Origin of the sequence: Pedobacter westerhofensis (assembly GCF_900182595.1) — a bacterium.
Lineage (GTDB): Bacteria > Bacteroidota > Bacteroidia > Sphingobacteriales > Sphingobacteriaceae > Pedobacter > Pedobacter westerhofensis.
The window spans coordinates 613,714-635,763 of the sequence record NZ_FXTN01000002.1 but is presented as its reverse complement, the minus strand read 5'-3'; the positions used below and the strand labels follow the sequence as shown (position 1 = coordinate 635,763).

21 protein-coding genes are annotated in these 22,050 nt (G+C 45.4%); 10 read left to right on the top strand and 11 right to left on the bottom strand.

Features of this window, described 5'->3' with window-relative positions:
• Positions 1-29: 29 nt before the first annotated feature.
• Together FN831_RS05510 and FN831_RS05505 are read right to left on the bottom strand one after the other, a co-directional pair.
• On the bottom strand, positions 30-344 hold the full coding sequence (locus FN831_RS05510) for a cyclic nucleotide-binding domain-containing protein (RefSeq protein ID WP_142527199.1): 315 nt from the start codon (positions 342-344) through the stop codon (positions 30-32).
• Positions 345-418: 74 nt separating this feature from the next.
• Positions 419-1,024: a TetR/AcrR family transcriptional regulator gene (locus FN831_RS05505; RefSeq protein ID WP_142527198.1), complete on the bottom strand. Its 606-nt coding sequence runs from the start codon at positions 1,022-1,024 to the stop codon at positions 419-421.
• 98 nt (positions 1,025-1,122) lie between these two features.
• On the opposite strand from FN831_RS05505, the gene FN831_RS05500 reads away from it, so the two are divergent.
• The 3 genes from FN831_RS05500 (at position 1,123) to FN831_RS05490 (ending at position 3,466) form a co-directional block, all read left to right on the top strand.
• Entirely contained in the window at positions 1,123-1,911 is a 789-nt protein-coding gene (locus FN831_RS05500; protein WP_142527197.1) for an alpha/beta fold hydrolase, read from the top strand.
• Positions 1,912-2,103: 192 nt separating this feature from the next.
• The gene (locus tag FN831_RS05495; protein ID WP_142527196.1) at positions 2,104-3,045 is read left to right on the top strand and encodes an alpha/beta fold hydrolase; all 942 of its coding nucleotides are present in this window, start codon (positions 2,104-2,106) and stop codon (positions 3,043-3,045) included.
• Between the two features lie 124 nt (positions 3,046-3,169).
• A complete protein-coding gene (locus FN831_RS05490; RefSeq protein ID WP_142527195.1) occupies positions 3,170-3,466 on the top strand; it encodes a putative quinol monooxygenase in 297 nt (98 codons plus the stop codon).
• Between the two features lie 46 nt (positions 3,467-3,512).
• On the opposite strand, the gene FN831_RS05485 is transcribed toward FN831_RS05490, so the two are convergent.
• Positions 3,513-4,370: an enoyl-CoA hydratase/isomerase family protein gene (locus FN831_RS05485; protein ID WP_142527194.1), complete on the bottom strand. Its 858-nt coding sequence runs from the start codon at positions 4,368-4,370 to the stop codon at positions 3,513-3,515.
• 32 nt (positions 4,371-4,402) lie between these two features.
• Positions 4,403-4,828 (bottom strand): OsmC family peroxiredoxin, encoded by a 426-nt coding sequence (locus FN831_RS05480; protein WP_142527193.1) that lies wholly within the window; start codon positions 4,826-4,828, stop codon positions 4,403-4,405.
• Between the two features lie 228 nt (positions 4,829-5,056).
• Here FN831_RS05480 and FN831_RS05475 point away from each other — a divergent pair, with 228 nt between their 5' ends.
• The 5 genes from FN831_RS05475 to FN831_RS05455 all read left to right on the top strand — a co-directional run bounded on the left by FN831_RS05475 (position 5,057) and on the right by FN831_RS05455 (position 12,455).
• Positions 5,057-6,487, top strand: coding sequence for a TolC family protein (locus tag FN831_RS05475; protein WP_246101351.1), 1,431 nt, complete (start codon positions 5,057-5,059; stop codon positions 6,485-6,487).
• A 27-nt stretch (positions 6,488-6,514) separates the two neighbouring features.
• On the top strand, positions 6,515-9,706 hold the full coding sequence (locus FN831_RS05470) for an efflux RND transporter permease subunit (protein ID WP_142527192.1): 3,192 nt from the start codon (positions 6,515-6,517) through the stop codon (positions 9,704-9,706).
• A gap of 1 nt (position 9,707) precedes the next feature.
• Positions 9,708-10,811 carry an efflux RND transporter periplasmic adaptor subunit gene (locus tag FN831_RS05465; RefSeq protein ID WP_142527191.1) on the top strand — a complete coding sequence of 368 codons (1,104 nt, stop codon included), beginning with the start codon at positions 9,708-9,710 and terminating at the stop codon, positions 10,809-10,811.
• A gap of 56 nt (positions 10,812-10,867) precedes the next feature.
• Positions 10,868-11,437, top strand: coding sequence for a TetR/AcrR family transcriptional regulator (locus tag FN831_RS05460; protein ID WP_142527190.1), 570 nt, complete (start codon positions 10,868-10,870; stop codon positions 11,435-11,437).
• A gap of 151 nt (positions 11,438-11,588) precedes the next feature.
• The gene (locus FN831_RS05455) at positions 11,589-12,455 is read left to right on the top strand and encodes an aldo/keto reductase (protein ID WP_142527189.1); all 867 of its coding nucleotides are present in this window, start codon (positions 11,589-11,591) and stop codon (positions 12,453-12,455) included.
• Between the two features lie 111 nt (positions 12,456-12,566).
• Here the strand turns inward: FN831_RS05455 and FN831_RS05450 are convergent, their stop codons facing one another.
• The 5 genes from FN831_RS05450 to FN831_RS05430 form a co-directional block, all read right to left on the bottom strand.
• Positions 12,567-13,217, bottom strand: coding sequence for an HD domain-containing protein (locus FN831_RS05450; RefSeq protein WP_142527188.1), 651 nt, complete (start codon positions 13,215-13,217; stop codon positions 12,567-12,569).
• Positions 13,218-13,279: 62 nt separating this feature from the next.
• On the bottom strand, positions 13,280-14,116 hold the full coding sequence (locus FN831_RS05445; RefSeq protein ID WP_142527187.1) for a helix-turn-helix domain-containing protein: 837 nt from the start codon (positions 14,114-14,116) through the stop codon (positions 13,280-13,282).
• A 110-nt stretch (positions 14,117-14,226) separates the two neighbouring features.
• The gene (locus tag FN831_RS05440) at positions 14,227-14,814 is read right to left on the bottom strand and encodes a YceI family protein (RefSeq protein ID WP_142527186.1); all 588 of its coding nucleotides are present in this window, start codon (positions 14,812-14,814) and stop codon (positions 14,227-14,229) included.
• 90 nt (positions 14,815-14,904) lie between these two features.
• Positions 14,905-15,591: a response regulator transcription factor gene (locus FN831_RS05435; protein WP_142527185.1), complete on the bottom strand. Its 687-nt coding sequence runs from the start codon at positions 15,589-15,591 to the stop codon at positions 14,905-14,907.
• Positions 15,581-17,047: a sensor histidine kinase gene (locus FN831_RS05430; protein ID WP_142527184.1), complete on the bottom strand. Its 1,467-nt coding sequence runs from the start codon at positions 17,045-17,047 to the stop codon at positions 15,581-15,583. The genes FN831_RS05435 and FN831_RS05430 overlap by 11 nt, the downstream gene beginning before the upstream one ends.
• Positions 17,048-17,156: 109 nt before the next feature.
• Between FN831_RS05430 and FN831_RS05425 the strand changes: the two genes are divergently transcribed.
• On the top strand, positions 17,157-19,352 hold the full coding sequence (locus FN831_RS05425; RefSeq protein ID WP_142527183.1) for an outer membrane beta-barrel family protein: 2,196 nt from the start codon (positions 17,157-17,159) through the stop codon (positions 19,350-19,352).
• Positions 19,353-19,360: 8 nt separating this feature from the next.
• On the opposite strand, the gene FN831_RS05420 is transcribed toward FN831_RS05425, so the two are convergent.
• Both FN831_RS05420 and FN831_RS05415 read right to left on the bottom strand, forming a co-directional pair.
• Positions 19,361-20,554, bottom strand: a complete 1,194-nt coding sequence (locus tag FN831_RS05420) for a winged helix-turn-helix domain-containing protein (RefSeq protein WP_142527182.1) — start codon at positions 20,552-20,554, stop codon at positions 19,361-19,363.
• 128 nt (positions 20,555-20,682) lie between these two features.
• Entirely contained in the window at positions 20,683-21,549 is an 867-nt protein-coding gene (locus FN831_RS05415; protein ID WP_142527181.1) for an SDR family oxidoreductase, read from the bottom strand.
• Between the two features lie 119 nt (positions 21,550-21,668).
• Between FN831_RS05415 and FN831_RS05410 the strand changes: the two genes are divergently transcribed.
• Entirely contained in the window at positions 21,669-21,998 is a 330-nt protein-coding gene (locus tag FN831_RS05410) for a winged helix-turn-helix transcriptional regulator (protein ID WP_142527180.1), read from the top strand.
• Positions 21,999-22,050: the final 52 nt, after the last annotated feature.

Below are 22,050 nucleotides of genomic sequence, written 5' to 3'. Positions count from 1 at the left end.
AACGACTTAAAGCCTTCGGCGACTTCTTCCTAGGTGGAGGCTGACCGCCTCCACCTAGGAAGAAGTGGTGTTGACACAGTTCGCTTTACACTCCCATGTTTGGAAAAAAAAAGCATGTTCTTTTCTTCACCCGTTTCTTCATTGGCCCTGTAAATCCGGAATACACCATTGATAATGAAGCCCAGGTGTTTACAGACATTTTTATATTCATTGTAAAACTCACCCTTTTTATAGCGCTTAAGGTGCCAGTGTGGTAGCGAAAGATCGAACGTCTCTGCATCCATTCCTGTGGATTCAGCCATTGCCTGGCGTAAGAGATTAATTTCCAGCGAAGTATCTGTCATCTGATAAAAATATATTTTTTATCAGACCAACAAGCCTGTTCAGCGTCATAAGAAAAATCATGACTGAAAAATGTCTATTTCACCGCAATCTGATCAATTAATACAGAAACCGTTTTCATCACCCTGTGGAAGGCATTGATATCATCAGTAACGCGGGATATCATAATCCCGCCTTCAATTAAAGCCACAATTGAAGTTGCCAGTTCTAGAGGATTCGTGTCTTTTTTAAATTCCCCTGCCGTGATACCTGATTTGATAATTTCCTGGATACTTTTCTGCCATTTGATCACAGCTTTTGCTGCCCTGTCTTTTAACAGGCTGTTGGTATCATCTGCTTCAATTGCGGTATTTAAGATCGGGCAACCTCCCTCAGGAAAGTAAGGCATTGTATAATGATTATAGACATCGGCATATACCAAAAGCTTATCTCTAAAAGAAGAAACTGTTGCTGTCCTTTTTTTAACTTCAGTTACAATTCTGGAATGATTATAATCAAATACAGCAAGCGCTACATCTTCCTTATTTTCGAAATTGCCATAGATACTTCCTTTGGTTAAGCCCGTTGCAGTTGTCAAATCAGACATAGAGGTTCCCGCATATCCTTTCTTATTAAAAAGGTTAGCGGTTGTTTCTATAATGAACTGCCTTGTTCTCTCGGCCTTTGATATCATCTCTTCCATATCACAAAGTTATATATATATATTTTAACCTGGGTTAAAATCGGTGTGAGAAGCTACTCCTACATTTGACCAGGCTGAACAATCAGCTATTAAATAAAATGAAATCAATAATCATCATGTTCGCAATGACAGTGCTCAGCTTCACTTCTTTTGCACAACCCAACAAAAAAACGAAAACAATCATACTGGTTCACGGTGCATGGTCTGACGCTTCTGCATGGCAGGCGGTTACGCCACTGCTCAAAGCCGAGGGGCATGAAGTGATCGAGGTAAATCTTGCAGGTCACGGATCAGACACTACGTCTTTTGCCAACATTAACCTAAATTTGTATGTTGAATCCGTAAAAACTGCAATTGGAAACAGGAAAAATGTCATTTTGGTTGGGCATAGTATGGCAGGGCTTGTGATCAGCCAGGTTGCTGAAGAGATCCCCGGACAAATTCAAAAACTGATTTATCTGGCCGCGTATCTGCCACAGAATGGTGAAAGCCTGCTGGCACTTGCCAATACAGATGCCGACAGCCACGTATCAAAATATCTTCAGATCGATGAGAAAAACGGATCGGCAGCAATTGCCAAAGCGGGTGTAACCGACGTATTCGCCGCGGATGCTCCGGCAGAAGTTGCAACTTACATTGCTGATCATATTCAACCTGAGCCACTTGCACCACTTGCCACTCCGGTAAAATTAACCGCAGCAAATTTCGGTAAAGTATCTAAAGTATATATTTATACCGTTAATGACCATACCGTTGGCCCTAAACTACAGCACATAATGGTAGAAAAGGCCAGAGTTTCGAAAACGTATTCGCTTGAAAGCAGTCACACTCCTTTTGTTTCTATGCCAGGTAAAGTAGCAGATATTATCATAAAGGAATCAAAATAATTGGGCCACAAATTAAGTATACTTAACAGCTTTACAATAGCTATTAAGTATTCAGCCGGTACATCAAATCAGTTAGATTGAAATAAATGACCTAATGGTCATTTATGTCAATCTCAGGTCAGTTTCTTTCTCCTGTTATATAAATGACTTTTCGGTCATTTATATTTGTGCTCATCATAATTTGAATCAATCATGGAAAGAAGAAACTTCCTCAAACAAGGAACTATCGCAGCAGCGGGAATAGCCTTTTTAAACAGCACCGCAGCATTAGCCTCAACATCTGACGGTTCGCACGCCAATGCTTCAAAAGCACCAACTCAATTTATCACGGCTGGCGGTATAAAATTTGCCTATCGCCGCTTTGGTAAAAAAAACGGACTACCTGTTGTTTTCACAAACTATCTTACCGGGACGATGGATAACTGGGATCCGCTCGTACTTAATGCCATCGCAACAGATCGCGAAGTGATCATCTTTGACAATGCCGGTGTGGCTGCTTCAGAGGGACAGACCCCTGATAACATCGCAGCTATGGCTAACGACGCCTTAAGCTTTATTCATGCGCTGGAGCTTAAAAAAATTGATCTGTTTGGTTTCTCCATCGGAGGTATGGTTGCACAGCAGGTTACGCTGGACGAACCAGAGTTGATCCGGCGTCTGATCCTGGTAGGAACAGGTCCCCGCGGTGGCGAAGGTATGCAGGATTATACACCAGAAGTCTGGGCCATGTTCAAAAAGAAATATGAACATGCAGACGAGCTATTGCTGGATACTTTCTTTACCACCTCAGCATCCAGTCAGAAAGCAGGCCGGGCATATCTTTCACGCATACGGGCCAGGGTAAATAAAGAACCTGAGCTGGCGGCCACAGTGGTTCCTGCACAACTATCTGCGATATTCGGATGGGGAAAAATGCCGGCAGAGAATTACACCTACCTGAGTGCAATTACACAACCGGTGCTTGTGCTGCATGGCGACAAAGATATCATTTGTCCGCCAGTGAACGCATACATACTTAAACAGCACCTCCCTGATGCACAGCTGATTATTTATCCGGATACAAACCACAGTCCCCAGAATCAGATGCCGGTTCTCTTTAACGAGCATGTGAAGGTCTTTCTGGATGCCATATAAAATATTCATAGCAGTTGTATTACTTAACACGGGTGAATGACCTGCAACATCTGTTTGATGAAATTTGCTGAATAGCTATTGCAGTACAAAACACCTGTTTGAATATTAATACAAAAATCATATCATGAAAAATTCGAAAGTAATCCTACTGGCAGAGATACCAGTGTTGCCAGAGTTTCTGGAAGAAGTGAAAGAACTATCAACAGCTACAATTGCACCATCACTGCTGGAACCCGGATGTGAAGCTTTTTACCAAACATCAAAAGAGGATCAGCCAAACACTTTGATTATCTTTGAGATTTTCAGCTCTCAGGAAATGTTCGATGTTCATCTTGCGGCAGACTATACAAAGCATTTCATGGCCGGGATACAAGGAAAACTTGCAGGACCACCCCTGATCACACGTTTGAACAAATTTTAATCTGAATAAAAGGGGCGTCCAGGATTTTGTTGGACGCCCCTTTTATTCATTGTAATTTCCTGCCTGCCAGTTCATAGCCCAGGGTGCCGATGATCCGGGGAAGATCCAATTCCAGCTGACTGGGCTTGCCATAACCGCGGTCGCGCAGGATACCGATCCGTTCTAAGGCTTCCGGACGGGCCAGTGCCGTATTGATCGCCGCAAATGATTCATGGAATTCTGCTGCCAGGGGCAAGCCACTGCGCTTATTAATCAGGGCTTTGTTATCAGCTATAGCTTCTTTGCTGAATCCTGCAATGCGTAGTGCAAGGTGCTCTACAAATGCTTCCAGATTATTTTCCGGTAGAGCCCGGTTGATTAAGCCATACATTTCCGCAGTTTTTGCATCAATGGTATCACCACCCAGGACCAGCTCCAGCGTGCGCGACCTGCCGATAAGCCTTGGCATCCATTCCAAGGCACCACCGCCCGGCACAATACTGAACCCAATTTCTGATTGGGCAAACACAGCGCGTTCCGCACTTGCGAATCTCATATCCAGTGCCAGAATAAATTCCTGCCCAATGCCGCGTACACGTTCCCTGATCAAAGCGATAGTAACTACCGGCGAGTTGGCAAATCCAAGAACCAGGTTGGCCCAGTCCTCAACAATGCTTGCGGCGCCAGGAATATCAGGGATTTCTGATGAACGACTGGAATCCAGATGCGCAATAAAGTGGTCGGGGTTCCCGCTTTCAAGCACTACAACCTTTAAGTCTTTATCGTTATTCATTTTGTCCAGTAATAACCTGAATGCTGCGAATAGCTCGGGGTCCATCACATTCAGTGGTGGATTGTTGATCGTTACCCGCCAGTAGCCGGCATTTACCGCTTTAATCTGAAGCGGTGAGATGATAGTTGTCATAATTTTTTTATGTAAGTGAAGAAGTTGTCCCGTTAGATTTTAATTGCGTTGAGTATGATTTCTATATTTAAAGCCCTTGAAATGGTACAGCCTGCTTTAGCAATTTCAGCCAGCTCAGCAAACTCGGCATCGCTTACTCCATCAACTTTTATTTTTGACGTAATATGAGAAGCTTTGATCTGTAACTTTTCCCTGTCATCTCTTCCAAGTTTAATACTTACTGTCGTGTCAATTGATTCTGTGAGATACCCTTTTTGCCCAAAAATATTGGACAGCGCCTGATTGATACAACCCGCATGGGCAGCGGCAAGTAATTCTTCCGGACCTGCACCCTTCGGATCTTCAAAACGTGTAGCATAGGTATAGGGCTGTTCGTCCAGAACTTTACTGTCCGTAGAAATAGTTCCTGTACCCTGCTTCCAGCTGCCCTTCCACATTGATTTTGCTTTTGATTCCATAATTATATAATGATCGTTATAAAAAACAAATAGAATCAAATTGTTTTTAAGAATATTAATACCACTGTCATTTTAATCTTTAAAAAGACCTTTAATCCTACAGAAATGTAATTAAATCGCTAATTCAATATACAGACTTGTCTACCTTATATTTATTTCTACCTTTGCCAAAACAAGACAGACTTGTCTATCATATTATGGCTTCTGTCTAATACTAATTCATATGCAATGAAAACGACCATGAACGATCAAATCAGGGCAAATGCCCTGGCCAGGTTTTTAGCGGCTGGATTAATCTGCCTCTGGTTTCTGCCGGGAAGTGCAAGCGCACAGCAGAACCTCTCACTGAAAGAAGCCTTAAAAATCTCAATTGAAAACTACGGAACCATTAAGGCGAAGGAAAAGTATGCTGCTGCATCAAAAGCCAGCGTACAGCAGTCGCGACTGGATTATTTGCCGAATGTGAACCTTTCCGCACAGACCGATTACGGCACGGTTAGCGGTCAGAATGGCCCCTCCTATGCTTTTGGATCACCGGGTTTTACCTCCTCAGGCCCCGCGCTTGCACAGCAGAACTGGAACGCTGCATTTGGCGCACTTTATCTGACCAATATCAACTGGGATTTCTTCTCTTTCGGAAGATCAAAAGAGCGGATCAAAACCGCTCAAATGGTAGCCAGCCGGGATAACAACGATACGCAGCAGGAGATCTTTCAGCACGAAATCCGGGTATCGGCCGCATACCTTAATTTGCTGGCTGCCCAGCGCCTGACAGCTTCCTATCAGAAAAACCTGGACAGAGCCGATACCCTCAGAAATATCATTGTCCTCAAGGCAAAGCACGATCTGGTGGCCGGTGTAGACTCCTCGCAGGCAAACGCTGAAGTGTCCAATGCAAAAAGCACCTTAATGAAGATGATGAATGCTGAAGATGAACAATCAAAAAACCTGATTCAGTTTCTGGGAATAAATCCGCAAAAGCTAAATATAGATACTTTCTTCATCTCCCGCTTACCGGCAGCAATTCCTTCATCTCCCGATTCTGTTTCCCCTCAACATCCGGTTCTGCAGTATTATAAAAGCAGAATATCGGTCAGTGAAGAACAGGCAAAGTATTATCATACCTTAAATTACCCTACGTTTTCGCTCGGTGGAGTACTGCAAACAAGGGGATCAGGGTTCAGCAATTCCTATGCAAGCAATCAAAATAACTATACCGGCAACTTATGGCAGGGTATCAAACCAGACCGGTCAAACTACCTGGTCGCCCTTGGCGTAACCTGGAATATCATACAGCCACTTCGGATCAAACAGCAGGTGAAAGCACAGCGGCTCAGCACTGAAGGATTAAAGGACGAGATGAATTTAACCCGACAGCAGCTGACCGCCCAACTGGACCTGTCTGAGAAGAGAATAAAGAATGCCATTGCTGATTATTACGAAACGCCCTTTCAGGTAAAAGCGGCAACAGATGCATACCACCAAAAGGAAATACTGTACCGCAACGGCCTAACCAGTCTCGTAGATGTAACCCAGGCGCTATATGCCCTGGTACGAGCAGAAACAGATCGTGACATTGCTTTTAACAACGTTTGGCAGGCTTTATTATTAAAGGCAGCCTCAAGCGGCGATTTTTCCACCTTCTATAAAAACCTGTAATCATCCATTTTTTTAATCTACATCATTATGAACTTAATCCTGTTCGCCTTAAGAAAACCCATCACCATCATGGTGCTGGTAGCGTCGCTGCTATTTTTTGGGATCAACGCAATACGCTCTATCAAGGTGGATATATTTCCAAAACTGGAACTGCCGGTTTTGTATATCGCACACCCTTTTGGCGGTTATACGCCAAACCAGATGGAAACATTTTTTGCCAAGCCTTACATCAACACCCTGCTGTATGTAAATGGTGTAAAAAGCATCGAAACAAAAAACATTCAGGGCTTATCCCTTTTAAAGCTTACATTTTATCCGGGTACAAATATGGCTACGGCGGCTGCAGAAACTTCCGCAGCAAGTAACCGTGCGCAGGCGCTTTTTCCAAACGGGTCCAACCCTCCCTTTATCATCCGTTTTGACGCTTCCACATTACCCGTTGGGCAGGTGATCATCAGCAGCGCCAGCAGAAGCAACAATGAACTGGCAGATCTGGCCAATGTTTATGTGCGTTCTGCATTTACTACCATCCCCGGCCTGCTGTCGCCGCCGCCTTTTGGTGGAAATATCCGTACAGTAGTGATCAAGGTAGATCCGGCATCCCTGCGGGCACACAATCTTACCCCCGATCAGGTAGTTGCCGCGCTCAGGGTAAATAACCAGACCAGTCCTTCGGGAAATGTACGTATAGGCGACAAAAACTATATCACCCCCACAAATTCTACCATTCACAAGATTATCGACTTTGGCAACATACCCCTCTACAAGGGCGGTGTAAAAAGTCTTTACCTCAGGGATATTGCAACTATTGAAGATGCGGCCGATATTACGGTTGGTTATGCGCTTGTGAACGGTAAGCGCTCTGTTTACCTTAGTATTGCTAAAAATGCTGATGCGTCTACATGGGAAGTTGTGCAGCGCCTAAAAAATGCACTACCTAAAATGCAGGCGCAATTGCCTGCCGACGTACAGTTAACTTACGCCTTTGATCAGTCGGTTTACGTGATCAATTCTGTGAAAAGTTTAATCACAGAAGGTGTGATTGGTGCCGTGCTTACGGGATTAATGGTTTTACTGTTTCTTGGTGATCCCCGCGGGGCGATCATTGTGATCCTCACCATTCCAACATCGATCATTTCCGGGGTATTGTTTTTAAGCCTGTTTGGACAAACGATCAATATCATGACCTTAAGCGGTCTTGCACTGGCCATTGGCATCTTGGTAGATGAAAGTACCGTCACGATAGAAAACATACACCAGCACCTGGATATGGGCAAGCCAAAGCGGCTGGCGATCTGGGATGCATGTAAGGAAATCGCCTTTCCAAAACTGCTGATCCTGTTCTGTATCCTTGCTGTTTTTGCGCCTGCCTTTACGATGGGCGGCATTCCCGGATCACTGTTCCTTCCCCTTGCCCTTGCTATAGGTTTCAGTATGATCGTTTCATATTTCCTGGCCCAGACTTTTGTGCCTGTGATGGCCAACTGGATCATGAAAGACCATCCGCATCAATCTGCGCATACCTTTGATAAACTGCAACAGCCTGCACCAGCAGCTCAACTCAGCAGATTTGACAAATTAAGACTGCGTTTTCTCCGCTTTATGGACCGCATGATGCCTTATCGAAAACCCATAGTGATCTTTTATCTGGCAGGAACCGTTGCACTGGGTGCATTCCTCCTTTTCCTGGTTGGTAAAGATGTGCTGCCCAAGGTAAATGGCAGTCAGTTCCAGGTACGGATCAGGGCCAGCGACGGTACACGCATCGAAAGAACAGAAGAAAAAACCCTGAAGACCATTGAGATTGTAAAAAAGATTGTAGGTAAGGAAAATATCGAAGTAACGTCTGCCTATATCGGGCAGCACCCCTCTTTATTTTCTACAAACCCCATCTTTTTGTGGATGGCCGGCCCGCAGGAAGCCGTATTGCAAGTCGCCTTTAAAGACGGTTACAAAACCAATCTTGACGCCCTGAAGGAAAACATCAGAAACCAGGTGAATGCTTCCATGGCTGATGTAAAACTATCATTTGAACCGATAGAACTCACGGATAAAATATTAAGTCAGGGTTCGCCCACTCCAATCGAAGTAAGGTTTTCCGGACGTAATAAAAAACTCAACGAACAATATGCAATTAAGCTAACCGCAGAGCTGAAAAAGATCAGTTACCTGCGCGACATACAAATGGGCCAGTCTACCAAATATCCCTCTGTCGCTATTGAGGTGGATCGGGTACGCGCTTCACAGCTTGGCGTGGATATGGATGATATCACCCGTTCCTTAACGGCATCAACATCCTCTTCACGCTATACCGATAAAAACATTTGGGTAGATGAGAAGACCGGAAATAGTTACAATGTGCAGGTTCAGGTCCCCGAAAATCAGATGAGCAGCCTCAACGATATCGGCGAAATCCCGCTCCTAAAAAATGAAAACAGGCCTGTATTGTCTGATGTGGCCACAATCAAGCCCGATACCACTTATGGCGAAAATGATAACCTCGGTGCCCTGCCTATCCTGTCTGTTACAGCAAATTTAAATGAGAAAGACTTGGGTGCGGCGTCGGCCGATGTTCAGAAAGCGATTGATCAACTTGGCGAACTGCCGAGGGGTCTTACGGTTGAACGTGTGGGTTTGAGCCAGACGCTTACGGAAACCCTGTTCAGTCTCCAAAGTGGTTTGCTGGTTGCGATCGTCGTAATCTTTCTGATGCTCGCTGCTAACTTCCAGTCCTTCCGGGTTTCGGCAGTCATCCTTGCAACCGTTCCTGCCGTGGTAGTAGGCTCTCTTGCAATGTTGCTGCTTACTGGCTCAACGCTTAACCTGCAATCATACATGGGTATCATCATGTCGGTAGGTGTATCCATTTCAAATGCAGTCCTGCTGGTCACCAATGCAGAACAGCACAGGCTGGAAAACGGCAATGCCCTGCAGTCTGCACGTGAAGCTGCAGCACTGCGTTTACGTCCAATTTTGATGACCGCCCTGGCAATGACAGCAGGGATGTTGCCGATGGCCAGCGGATTGGGCGAAGCGGGCGACCAGACGTCTCCTCTGGGCCGCGCAGTTGTTGGAGGGCTGATCGCTTCAACATTTGCAGCGCTGTTTATTCTGCCGCTTGTGTTTGCCTGGGGACAGGAAAAAGCTTCTCTACAATCTGTCTCACTGGAAGCAAATGATCCCGAAAGCGCTAAATTTTTAAACTCATTAACCCATTAATATGAAAACCATAAACACCCCAAAAATATCGATGATCTGTCTCGGATTGCTGCTCACACTGATTGCTGGCTGCGCTGCGCCATCTGATGAGATGGAAGACACCAAAGCAATACAACCGGCACCGGTACCAACTTTTGTGCTCAGCCGGGATAGTATGCCCTCCAGTTTAAAGATCCCTGCAGAACTTATCGCCTATAAACAGGTTGATATCTTTGCGAAAGTAAGCAGCTATGTAAAAAACCTCAATGCCGATGTGGGTTCAAATGTAAAAGCCGGACAGTTACTGGCCAGCCTTGAAGCGCCTGAGCTGGTTGCCCAGGTAGCCGCAGCAGAATCCAAGTACAGATCGCAGCAAGCAATATTCCAGTCGAGCGACGCCACCTACAAGCGTATTATAGAAACCAGTAAAACCCCGGGTACAATCTCCAAAAATGATGTAGATATCGCAGCTGCAAAAAGAAATTCAGACCTTGCACAGCTGCAGGCCGCCAAGGCCGATTTTGTGGCCAGCAGTACGATCCGGGCCTACCTTACCATACGGGCTCCTTTTGCCGGCGTCATCAGTGCCAGAAATGTAAATCTCGGCGCTTACATCGGTTCTTCCGGCAAAGGTGCCGAACTTCCAATTTTTACCCTGCAGGAGCTCAGCCATCTGAGACTGGTGATTTCGGTCCCTGAAGCGTACAAAAATTATATCAAACTGAACGATATGGTCAGATTTACAGTAAAAGCTTACCCAAATGAGCAATTCTCGGCTAAAATTGCACGCAGGTCTGGTGTTATGGACAGTCAGCTCCGCTCAGAACATATCGAACTGGATGTTTCCAACACTAACCTCAAATTGTCTCCCGGGATGGTTGCCGAAGCTACCATCGCATTTAGTGGTGGCAGCAAATCATTTATCGTGCCAAAAACCGCTGTTGTAAACTCTGCGGAGGGGGTCTTCCTTGTGCAGGACCTTCATGGAAAAGCTGTTAAACTTCCGGTTACCAAAGGCCGCGAAACTGACAGCTTAACCGAAGTTTTTGGTGACCGCTTAGTGAGCGGCACCATCTTTGTAAAAAAAGCGAGCGAGGAAATGCATAATGGAAATCCATTGAATTAACTGACAACCCCTCCCTGAATCAAGTACTCAGGGAGTTTTATCATTATATTTGTGTGATGAAAGAATCAGCAGCAAAAAACAGAATACTTGATGTGGCATCAAGGTTATTTTATGAGCAAGGTTATAACTCTACTGGCATCAATCAAATCATTGAGGAAGCGGAGATAGCCAGGGCTTCGCTGTACAACCACTTCCCCTCAAAAAGAGATCTCCTCACTTCATATATTCAGCGTGCAGAAGATATCTGGTTTGAGGAATTGGAAGCGTTTGTTGGACATATTAAAAATCCAAAGAAAAAATTACTGGCGCTCTTCGATCACCGTATCTCCAGACAGCTGAAATTTAATTTTGGTGGCTGCCGCTTTATTAAAGTAGGTGCGGAATTACCCAATGACGATCTCGCAGCATTCGAACTGATAGACCATCAGAAAAGCCGGCTAAAGGAGTATATTCATCAGTTACTGCTAGAAATTAATCCAAAAAATGAGCTTTTACAGAATCTGGAAATGCTTAATGAAACCATCTTTTTATTGATTGAAGGTGCCACAGTAACTGCCGGTATAACCAAAAATCCAGAAGCACTGCAATCCGCAAAAAAAATCGCGGAAACGCTTTTAGGTCAGTAAAGAACGAGCCGGGAACACAAATCTCGCAGTAGAATACTCTATTTTCACAACATTGCAATAATCTGATATGTCACAAAATAATTCTCTTTAAAATCCAAACAATTTATACCGGAAACACGTCCTTAGCATTGAACTTACTAAACATATTACCATGAGTACTACTTATAATACAACCTTCACAATTGGCGGGGATCTCCGCATCAAAAGAATGGGATATGGTGCTATGCGTATCACCGGAAAAGGAATATGGGGACCGCCCGCAGACAGAGAAGAAGCCATCCGTGTACTTAAACGGACAGCAGAACTTGGTATTAATTTTATTGATACAGCAGACAGCTATGGGCCGGATGTGTCTGAAGAATTAATTGCTGAAGCACTATTCCCCTATGCTGATGATCTGGTCATCGCAACCAAGGGCGGCTTTATGCGCTCAGGGCCAAACCAATGGACACCCAATGGAGACCCCAAACATCTGAAAGAAGTTCTTGAGGGCAGCCTGAAACGTTTAAAACTGGAGCGTATCGACCTCTACCAGCTCCACAGGATAGATGCTAAAGTACCGGCAGAAGAAACCTTCGCGTTTCTAAAACAGGCACAGCAGGAAGGAAAGATACGGCATATCGGTTTATCAGAAGTTACTGTTGACCAGATCAAACATGCGCAGGAATTTTTTGATGTTGTTTCGGTACAGAATAAATATAGCGTAGACAACCGCGACTGGGAGTCTGTACTTGATTACACCGCAGAACAGGGTATAGCCTTTATTCCATGGAACCCGCTCAATGCCGGCAATGTGGCAGCACTGGAAAAACTGCAAAAAATTTCGGAAAAAGTTGGCGCAACCGTACATCAGGTGGCACTAAGCTGGCTGCTGCACCGTTCAGAAAACATCCTGCTCATCCCGGGCACTTCCAGTGTAAAACATTTGGAGGAAAATATGGCCACACTGGATGTTCAGTTTACTGATGATCAGCTTGAAGAGCTGGATAACCTAAGTACCACAGTAAAGTCTGAATAAGATCCTACTGCATACAAAAATCAGGCAGGGCCTGGAAATAACGGCCGCATCCTTAACCTCAATCAGTTCAGTTTAAGGGATGCGGCTGTTTTCATCACATCATATCCGGGATTATTCACTCCATGGAGAGTGGAGGATGCAATCGCAGAAATTCTTACGGTGAAAGTTTGGAATCATAAATGCACATACATCAGCCTTGATATTGCCAAATGTAGTTTCTGTTTTGTGTTCAAAACCACCGAAAAACGTTGGGATAATTTTGTTCTTAAAGTCGTTCCTCGGGTAGGCCGCAATAATTTCTTCACGGTGGGCATCGCTCAGGTTTTCATAGTCCTCCCCCATCACATCAAGCCCTACCCCTGCATACAGCAGCGCCACTTCGGGTTCTTTATGTTCGGCAATTCCAATCGTAGTGTGCAGGGCGATGGTGTCCCATACCAGTTGCAGCGACTCTTTTGGCAGGCCATGTCCTTTTAGAAAATCGCGGGCAGCGTTGGCCCCGTCCACCTCAAAGCGCAGATCAGCACTGCTGTAATGCGGCGTTAAGCCAAGATCGTGAAACATTGCGCTTACGTACAGCAGCTCCGGATCGTAATCCCTTTTGTTGCGTTGTCCGTTGAGAGAGCCGAACAGGAATACACGGAGCGAATGATTGTAGATAAATTCTGTACCGTGCGTTAAAAGCAATTCTGTAGCCTGGGTAGCTATTGCACTGTCGGGAATAGTGATCCCCGCCAGAGATTTTAATTTACTTACTGACATATGTATATTTTTATACAAACTTAGCCCGATCGGGTATTCCCGGGAATGTCAATAAAGGACGATCACATGTCAGTTTTTACCAGTCTGCTCCTGTAATGCTGCGGAGACTGGGAGGCATTCTTTTTAAAGAAATGGCTGAATTGTTCTGGCGTAGAGAACCGGAGCTGGTAGGCTATGTCTTTCACAGGATTGGAAGAGAATTGCAGAAACCGTTTGGCTTCCATCATCAGCTGCCTGTTGATCAGGTCTTTTGCACCTTTACCGCTGTATCGTTTGCACAGTGTTGTCAGTTTTCTTGCTGAGATGTTCAGCAGCGCAGCATAATAATCTACTTCGTGCGATACCATAAAATCCTTACTGATCAAATCATAGAACTGCCGGTACTGCTGATATTCATAACCATCAAATCCTTCTTTTAAGGCGGCAGTAACGTTGGCTATTTTGATCATCATAATTTTAAGGTAGGCCGCCAACACATCAGCTTTATTGATATAATCAGGCTTTTGTTCTTCAGCCCACAGCGCAGTAAACATTGGCTCGATCTCCTGGTAATCACTTGTACCGAGCGGAAGCAGCTGATTTACTGCAGCATTATCAAAAAGCACCGATTTGCAGTTACTGGCACTTGCCGGGGCTTTTTCCCAAAAGAACTCGTCAAAATTTAGTTCGTAACCGCTGATAACCGAACCAGCTGCGATATGGAGAATCTGGTCTGTGGCCATCAGGAAAATCTGGTTTGCAGCAATACTGAACTCAAAATCGTCTATCGTCAGCACACCAGAGCCCTGCCTTACAAACAAAATCCTGTTGTGAAACAGCCTTACGGGCGTTTCCTGCTCAAATTTCTTGTTATCGTGATCGCTTATTGAAAAAGCATAAGGGGATTCATTATCTATCATATCAGATTTTCCGGTGTTAAAGGGGTGGACACAGAAACTATTTTCATGAGTATGCGATCATTAAGGGCCTGCCCATATGAGCAAGCCCTCTTTATCCCTTGCAGGAAAAATTATTTTGCGGCTACCAGCTTTACGCCAATTTCAAAATTGTCGTCAATAGCTTTGTCGCCAATTGTATCAAAAAATGATTTTGAACCATATTTGATATCATATTTTGTGCGGTCAACAATGATCTTGCCTGCAAGTGCAGAAACAGTACCGTCAGCATTTACGGATACAGTTGCCGGAAAAGTTAGCGGTTTGGTAATACCTTTAAGCGTCAGGTTACCGGAAACGATGAAATTAGCACCTGCGCCTGCAACCTTAGTGATCACGAAAGTTGATGTAGGGAACTTCTCAGTACCAAAAAAATCATCAGCTTTCAGGTGGCCTTCCAGCTTCGCACTTCCATCAGCATCTTTAATAGTGGTCATATCAATCACAAATGAACCACCTTTTACACTTTTACCATCCACGATCAGCGATCCTGATTTTAACGCAACAGTACCATTGTGGGCGCCGGTAACTTTTTTAGCTGCCCAGGTGATTGAAGATTTGGCTGCATCAACAGTGTAAGTAACTGGCTTAACACCATTGGTAAAGGCTGAGAGGCCGACTATCGCTATCAGCGCAAGAATTGAGTTCACTTTTAATTTCATTGTCTTTAGATTTTTATTTGATATAAAAATATAAATAACATTGAACAATTCTAAATAATATTTTGGCTCTGCGCCAGGAGTAATTTACGTTCAGCAGAGCAGTTTGTAACCCACGCTTCTGATGCTCATGATCTGTATACCTTCTTCGTCTTTCAGCATCCTCCGCAGATGGGTGATAAAAACATTCATACTGTTTGCATTATAGATGTTATCGTCTCCCCAAATTTTGAGCAGCGCCTCCTGCCGTTCCAGCACATCATTTTTGTGCTGCAGTAAGAGCGAAAGCAAGGCTGCCTCCTTGTAAGACAGATCGTATACAGCGGTACTGGTTTTCAGTTGCTGGTTCACGGTATCCAGTCTGCAATGACCAAATTCAAACACCCTTGCCTGCGCAGGCTGGTCCGGTCCTTTGCCAAAACGGATCAGCAGTGCTTCTATACGCACCATCAGCTCCACAATGCTGAACGGCTTTTTCAGATAATCGTTGCCACCGGTTTTAAAACCTTTCACTACATCTTCATCCAGCGACTTGGCGCTCAGAAAGATAATGGGAATTCCTGCATCAAGGCGCCTGATATCTTCTGCCAGCATATAACCGTCCTTCAGTGGCATCATGATATCCAGCAGGCAGAGATCGGGCTTCACCTCATTGAACAGCTCCAGTGCCTTCATCCCGTCAGCAGCCAGAAAAACATCGTAGCCTTTACCGCTCATGTTATCACAAACGATCTGCGCCAGAAAGGGCTCGTCTTCGGCATACAATATTTTATAGCTCATAAGATATGGCAGGTAAGTAAATGATAAAATTGCTGCCGGATCCCGGCTCACTGTGCAGCGTAATCCTGCCGCCATGTTTCTCAACTACCTGTTTTACATAATTCAAGCCCAGGCCTGTCCCTTTCACGTTATGGATATCTGCGGTACCGGCAGGCACCCTGAAATAGCGGTCGAAAATCTGGTTCTGGTAGATCACAAGAATGCCCGGGCCATTGTCTTTAAAACTAATCAGTAATTCTCCGTTCATCATGTGGCAGCTGATGTCCAGCACTATACCTTTACCCCCATATTTTATTGCATTTTCAATCAGGTTGTAAAACACGTTGGCCAGGTGCACCGGGTCGCCGCTCACAAAACAAGGTTCCTCCAGGGGATGCCAATTCAGCGATGCCGAGGCATTCTGCAATTGCAGCTGCATAGAAGCGAATACCTCCTTTAAGCACAATTGGACGTCAAAGAGCTCTGTACGGAGCCGTTCCTGCCCGTTATCCAGCTGTTCAATGTTCAGCACTTTATCAATCATCAGGTTCAGCCGCTTTAACTCGCTGCGGCTAATGTCCAGGTATTTTCTTAACGTGACCGGATCATTTTCAAGTTTATTTTCGATAATCGATTCCAGGGCAATGGCAACAGTGGCCACCGGTGTCTTCAGCTCATGGGTCATATTGCTCGTAAAAGCCAGCCTTGCCTGTGCATAGAGGCGCTGGTTATGCATCAGCCGCAGGATAAACATAAATACTGCACCAGTAAGCAACAGCATCATCACAGAAGAAATCAGGTAATATCGCATCCGGTATAAAACAAGTCCATCGATTGACGGCACTACCAGCTGGAAGGTATGGAAAAATTTAAGGTTGTAGGCATACTGCTGACTCACAAAGGCTGCGTTTCTCAGCACCTCTTCCGTCAGCTGCCCGGTAATTTTATCGTGGTCATAATCCCTGATCGCATTGTAAGCAGTTAACCGGAACCCTATTTTGGCGATTGCTACTTTCATCAGGCTGTCCATGCGCCGCATATCTCTTCTGTCTTTGGCCTGCGTTACATACAGCGGCTCACCAAAGTCAAAGCGCGATACCCGGTTATGGCTCTTTTTCCGCAGTTTGCCATTGTGAAAGCGCAGGCTGATGTCCACAATAGTACTGTCTCCACGGTACTGATCATTAAAACGGCTGCCAATCTGGTTAAAACGCATATTGGTATAGGCCTGTTTAAACTGCGTCCATTCCGGGGATAGAAAAAACTGCTTAAAGTTAGCGTTCCCTTCATGGCCCGGCACCAGGCTCATAAAGCTGCATACTTTTGCTGCATCAGCAGCCATTTTTTCCAGGTCAATCTTCACCTGTTCACGCTGTGCAAGAAAAAGCTGGTGCAGCCAGGCCACCTGCAAGGCAGTGCTCAGCAAAATCGCAAAGATCACCAGCGGATAAGCGTATCGGTTTGAAAGCCACTTCATAAAACGAAATTGGCAATAATTAACTGTTTATCAGCAGTACGCCTTAAGATTTAATGTTATTTAATGTTTCTTAATATTCGTTAATCTTACGCTGATGTAGGTTTGCTGCATGAAAAAGATCCTCTCTGCCCTGCTGTTTTTATTACCTCTTTTCGTTCATGCACAACAGCAAAAGCCGGCCGATTCTGCCAGCAGCCTCAAACAGCCCCAAACAAAACAACTGGGCGTAGTCAACATCTCTGCCCGCAGGCCGATTATCGAAAGAAAGATCGACCGCATCATTTTCAATGTGGAAAACAGCATTCTTGCTTCGGGCGGAAATGCCTGGGAGGCGCTCGGAAAAGCACCGGGTGTCCAGCTGCGTGCAGACAATACGATTAACGTCAATAAAAAAGATGTGAAGATTTACCTTGACGGCAAGCCCCTGCAGCTCTCAGGCGATGATCTGGCCAGCTATCTCCAGGGGATCCCATCAGATCTGATTTCCCGGGTAGAAGTATTTTCCAACCCTCCGGCGATGTTCGATGCCGCGGGCTCCTCGGTGATCAATATCATTACAAAAAAATCAAAACAACTGGGCTTTAACGGTACACTTGGCAGTGCTTACACCCAGTCCGTTTATGGCAGCTATAACGTCAGCAGTACATTCAATTACCGCAGCAGCAAACTGAATGTTTACGGCAGCTACGGATACCGGGACCAGAACAGGGCGCACGACCAGCAGGAGTATGTTATCTATCAAACTGCAGATAACCATTCATTCTGGGATAGTCCTGGCTATAATAAATTTGAATCGAGGAGCCATAACTACCGGCTTGGGGCAGATTACCAGTTAAGCGAGCAGCAAATACTGGGTTTCCTGATCACCGGCAGCAACCGCAGCGGTACAGTTTTGACCAACACCCCTACCTACGTGACCAACAATTATAAGTCGTTCCCGGATTCGGTATTGCAAACAACCGGGCATACACCAAACCGCGGTAATCTTTATGCCTACAACCTCAATTACAATATCAAACTTGATACGGGCGGCAGCAGCCTGAATCTTGATCTGGATTATTCTCCGTACAGAAGTACCCGCGACCAGTATGTAGATAACCAAACTTTTTTTCCTGACGGAACGATGAGCCTAAGTCCCTATCATATCTTTACCCCCACCATTCAGAACATTGATATCTATTCCGGAAAAACCGAGTACAACGATCAGCTCAGCAAAACATGGACGATCAATTCTGGCATCAAGTACAGCAGTATCAGGAGCACCAACATCTTCGATTTCTATAATAACGGAGGATCCACGCCCCAGCTTGTTACTGGAAACTCCGATCATTTCCAGTATACAGAAAACACGGCTGCGGCCTATGCCAGTGTTAACGGCAGCGTTGGCAAATGGACTTTGCAGGGCGGACTGCGCGGAGAATTAACCAATATCCGGGGATATTCCCAAACCCTGGATTCGCTGAACAAAAGAAGATATTTTAAACTGTTCCCAACCCTCTTTGCCTCCTATAAATTTGATGATGATCATCTGCTGCAGCTCAACTATGGCTACAGGATACAACGTCCGGAATATAGCCGCCTCAACCCAGCCCGGCATTATGCAAATCCTTACAGCTATCTTACAGGCAACCCTGCGCTGCAGCCTGCATTTGTTCATAATATTGAACTGGGTTACACCTATCACAAGGATTTTAATGCTACCGCTTATTATACTGTTACGCACGATGTGTTCAGCAATGTCACCGTTCAGGATAATGTGAACAAGATCTTTTATGATACCCATGCTAATGTGGGCCTCAGCGCCTCCGCCGGTATACGCCTTTCCGCTACGTTTCATCCGGCTTCATGGTGGGACATTACCTTTATGGCCCAGGGCTATCACCAGCAGGAAAAATCAGACTACCAGGGTGGCAGTTATGATTATCACCGCTTCTCGTATGACGGCACTACCACACAATCTGTCAGCCTGTACAAAAAAATCGGACTGAGGGCAGAAATTACCGGCACTTATACATCCCCTGTGATACAAACCATCTTTGCTGTGGATCATAACTATGCTGTGGATGCCGGATTGAAGGCAACGGTGTTAAACGGGCAGGGAACCATCAGACTGGCGGCCTCAGATATTTTTTACAGCAATACCTACCGCATCAGCGTAAACTACCTGAACCAAAATAACGGCTTTTATCAACGGAACGATACCCGCAACGGTACGCTGAGTTTCAGTTACCGTTTTGGTAAAAACATTGCCGCTTCGCGCAAACGCAGTACTTCCAGTGATGAAGAAAAGCAGCGGGCGCAGTAACGAATGGATTATTGAAAAGCCTTGCTGATACTGCTAAGGTAGCCTTGGCGGTTAGAGCGCTTAAAAATAATATCGCGGCAGCCGTTAAACTGGACAAACGCTTTGAGGGCTTCCACAATTTTGCTGATCATCTCAGCACTGAGCTGGATCTCCTCAAAGTGCAGGTTATGGACAATCAGTACCTTTTGTTTCCTGTCTGCTTTTGCATCCATACGCGCCACAAATACATCCCCAACCAATACCGGCAGGGAAAAATAACCATACTTCCGTTTTGGTGCGGGCACAAAACATTCGATCTGGTAATCGAAATCAAAAAAGTCTTTTAAACGATGGCGGAAAACATTCAGGATATCAAAAGGTGAGAGAATAAAAGCCTCGCCAGACAGTTCAATCTCCCTGTCCTGATCAGCCAGCATATACAATGCCGCGCTTTTAAGCCCTTCCACACTGATTATCCGCAGCTCTCCTGCAGCAACCATTTCTTCCAGCTGCTGTTTTACGAGGTTTCCCTTTACCCGGCGTGCGCGCCAGGCCATCTCTTTCAGATAGGATATTCCAAGTGCGCCGAGTGTCCGCCGTATCACAAAGCGCGCAAATTCCGCTGCTGATGGTTCAGTCAGTTCTGTTTCAGCCGGAATCAAATTCATCGGCAGATCATAGCGTTTCTGGAACTTGGCCGTCCGCGTGATCATGAGCTTGCCCTCCAGGTACAGCCTTTCCAGCGCAACCTTTGCCGGCCGCCAGTCCCACCAGCCTGTACTTGCCTCCAGCCTGTCGTCCTCAAAATCGCCTACCATCAGCGGCCCCTCACGTTCCACCCTGTCTAGTACCTCCTTCATGAGCCGCGTTTCTGCCGCGGTAAGCGGCTTGCCATTTTTCGCAAAACTCCCCTTCACCGGCAGTGAAAAACGGAAATCATGCATGGGCAGAAAACCAGCATCCGAGGTAAAATATTCAAAGATCTTGCCCTCTTCCGCCAGTTCCGCCAGCCATTCAGGCTGATAACCAGGTACCCGCGCGGCAAACACATGGTGATGTGCCCGTTCCACTACATAATTGGTATCCAGCTGCACAAAACCCAGGTGATCAATAATCCGGTAAACTGCATCTGCACCATAGCCAAACTGCCCGCTATGCGCAAGTCCTGCTGCATGTAAGATAATCCTGCGTGCTTCTGCTTTAGAAATCAGTAATGGTTCCATCGCAGCAAAATAAGAAATTTAAAAGAAAAGCCAGCTGTACCACTTGCAGTACCCCAAAAATTCAGACAATTATAGGGGCAGGGCAATCAGTGCAACTGGCTTTTTTACCTGCTTAATACGCTAACGCATTAAGCTCCATAAATGCCTTTTAAAAAATCTTTCAGGTCCTGTGGTTTTCTGCCCAGCAACTTTGCCAGATCACTGCGACGGGTATCAAACTGCCCTTCTTTAATGGCTTCACCAAAGCCGGCAAAAAACGCCGCGTCACCCTCAGGAACACCGGCCTGTACCAATGCGCCGATATAAGCTTCTTTATCAGGGCGAAGGTACTGCACATCCTTACCGCTGATCTCAGCAATCATTGCTGCAATCTCGTCAAATGAATAAGCAGTGTCTGCGGTAATCGCATATTCCTTATTTTCATGCCCTTCATTGCTCAGCACCACCGCCGCCGCTTCTGCCATTTCAGCCCTTACTGCAAAAGGTATTTTTCCTTCGCCCGCAGGAAAGAAAAGACCCGTTTCCAAAACTTTTTCACCTGCAAACATCGGTACCAGATCAGCGTATAAGCCATCGTTTAGTAAAGTATAGGGAATACCCGAGGCTTTTAGATAGTCAGCTGTATCACTATGGATCTGGCTAACCCCAGGGATCACAGAATCTTCAAAGCTCCTGATGTCGATGCTGGTATAAGCGATATATTTTACCCCATTCTCCTTCGCAGCATTGATCACATTCTGATGTTGTTTAAGCCGCTCGTTCAGATCATTTGACGAAACCAGCAGGAGTTTATCCACTGCCTTTAAAGCTTCTTTTAATGAATCATAATCATGGTAATCGCCGGTCCTGATCTGAATGCCTTTTGCTTTCAGGTCGGCCGCTTTGTTTTCATCCCTTACCAGTGCGGTAATACCGCTGGCCGGGATACCTTTTTCCAGAAGTGCATTGATTGCTGCTTTTCCAAGGTGGCCCGTTGCCCCTGTTATTAATATCATAGTTGGTTTGATTTAAATGAATAATTATCTTTGTTACGCAAAGAAACTAATAACAATTTCAAAAAGTAACTGGTTACGTAAATGTAACAGTAAAAATAGTGGTAAGCTAAAAGTAACTAATGAAAAATAAACCAGATCAGAACGCATGCCCGGCTACCGCAACGATGGCTTTAATCGGCGGACGGTGGAAAACCATCATTCTTTATATCCTGTCAGATCATACCAGGCGCTTTGGAGAGATTGCCGCAAGAATGCCTACCATTTCGAGAAAGGTGCTCACTGAACAATTAAAGGAACTTGAAGCGGATGGATTGATCAGCCGGACACAGTACAAGGAAATCCCGCCCCGCGTGGATTATGCGATGACAGAGCTTGGCAATAGTCTAACGCCAATCCTGAATGACATTGCGGACTGGGGCAAAGAGAAAGTGCTGGGGCAGACATTATAATTCACCGGCACAGGGAGCTGAAAAACAAATTTGTTTATTTCCGTAATTAGAT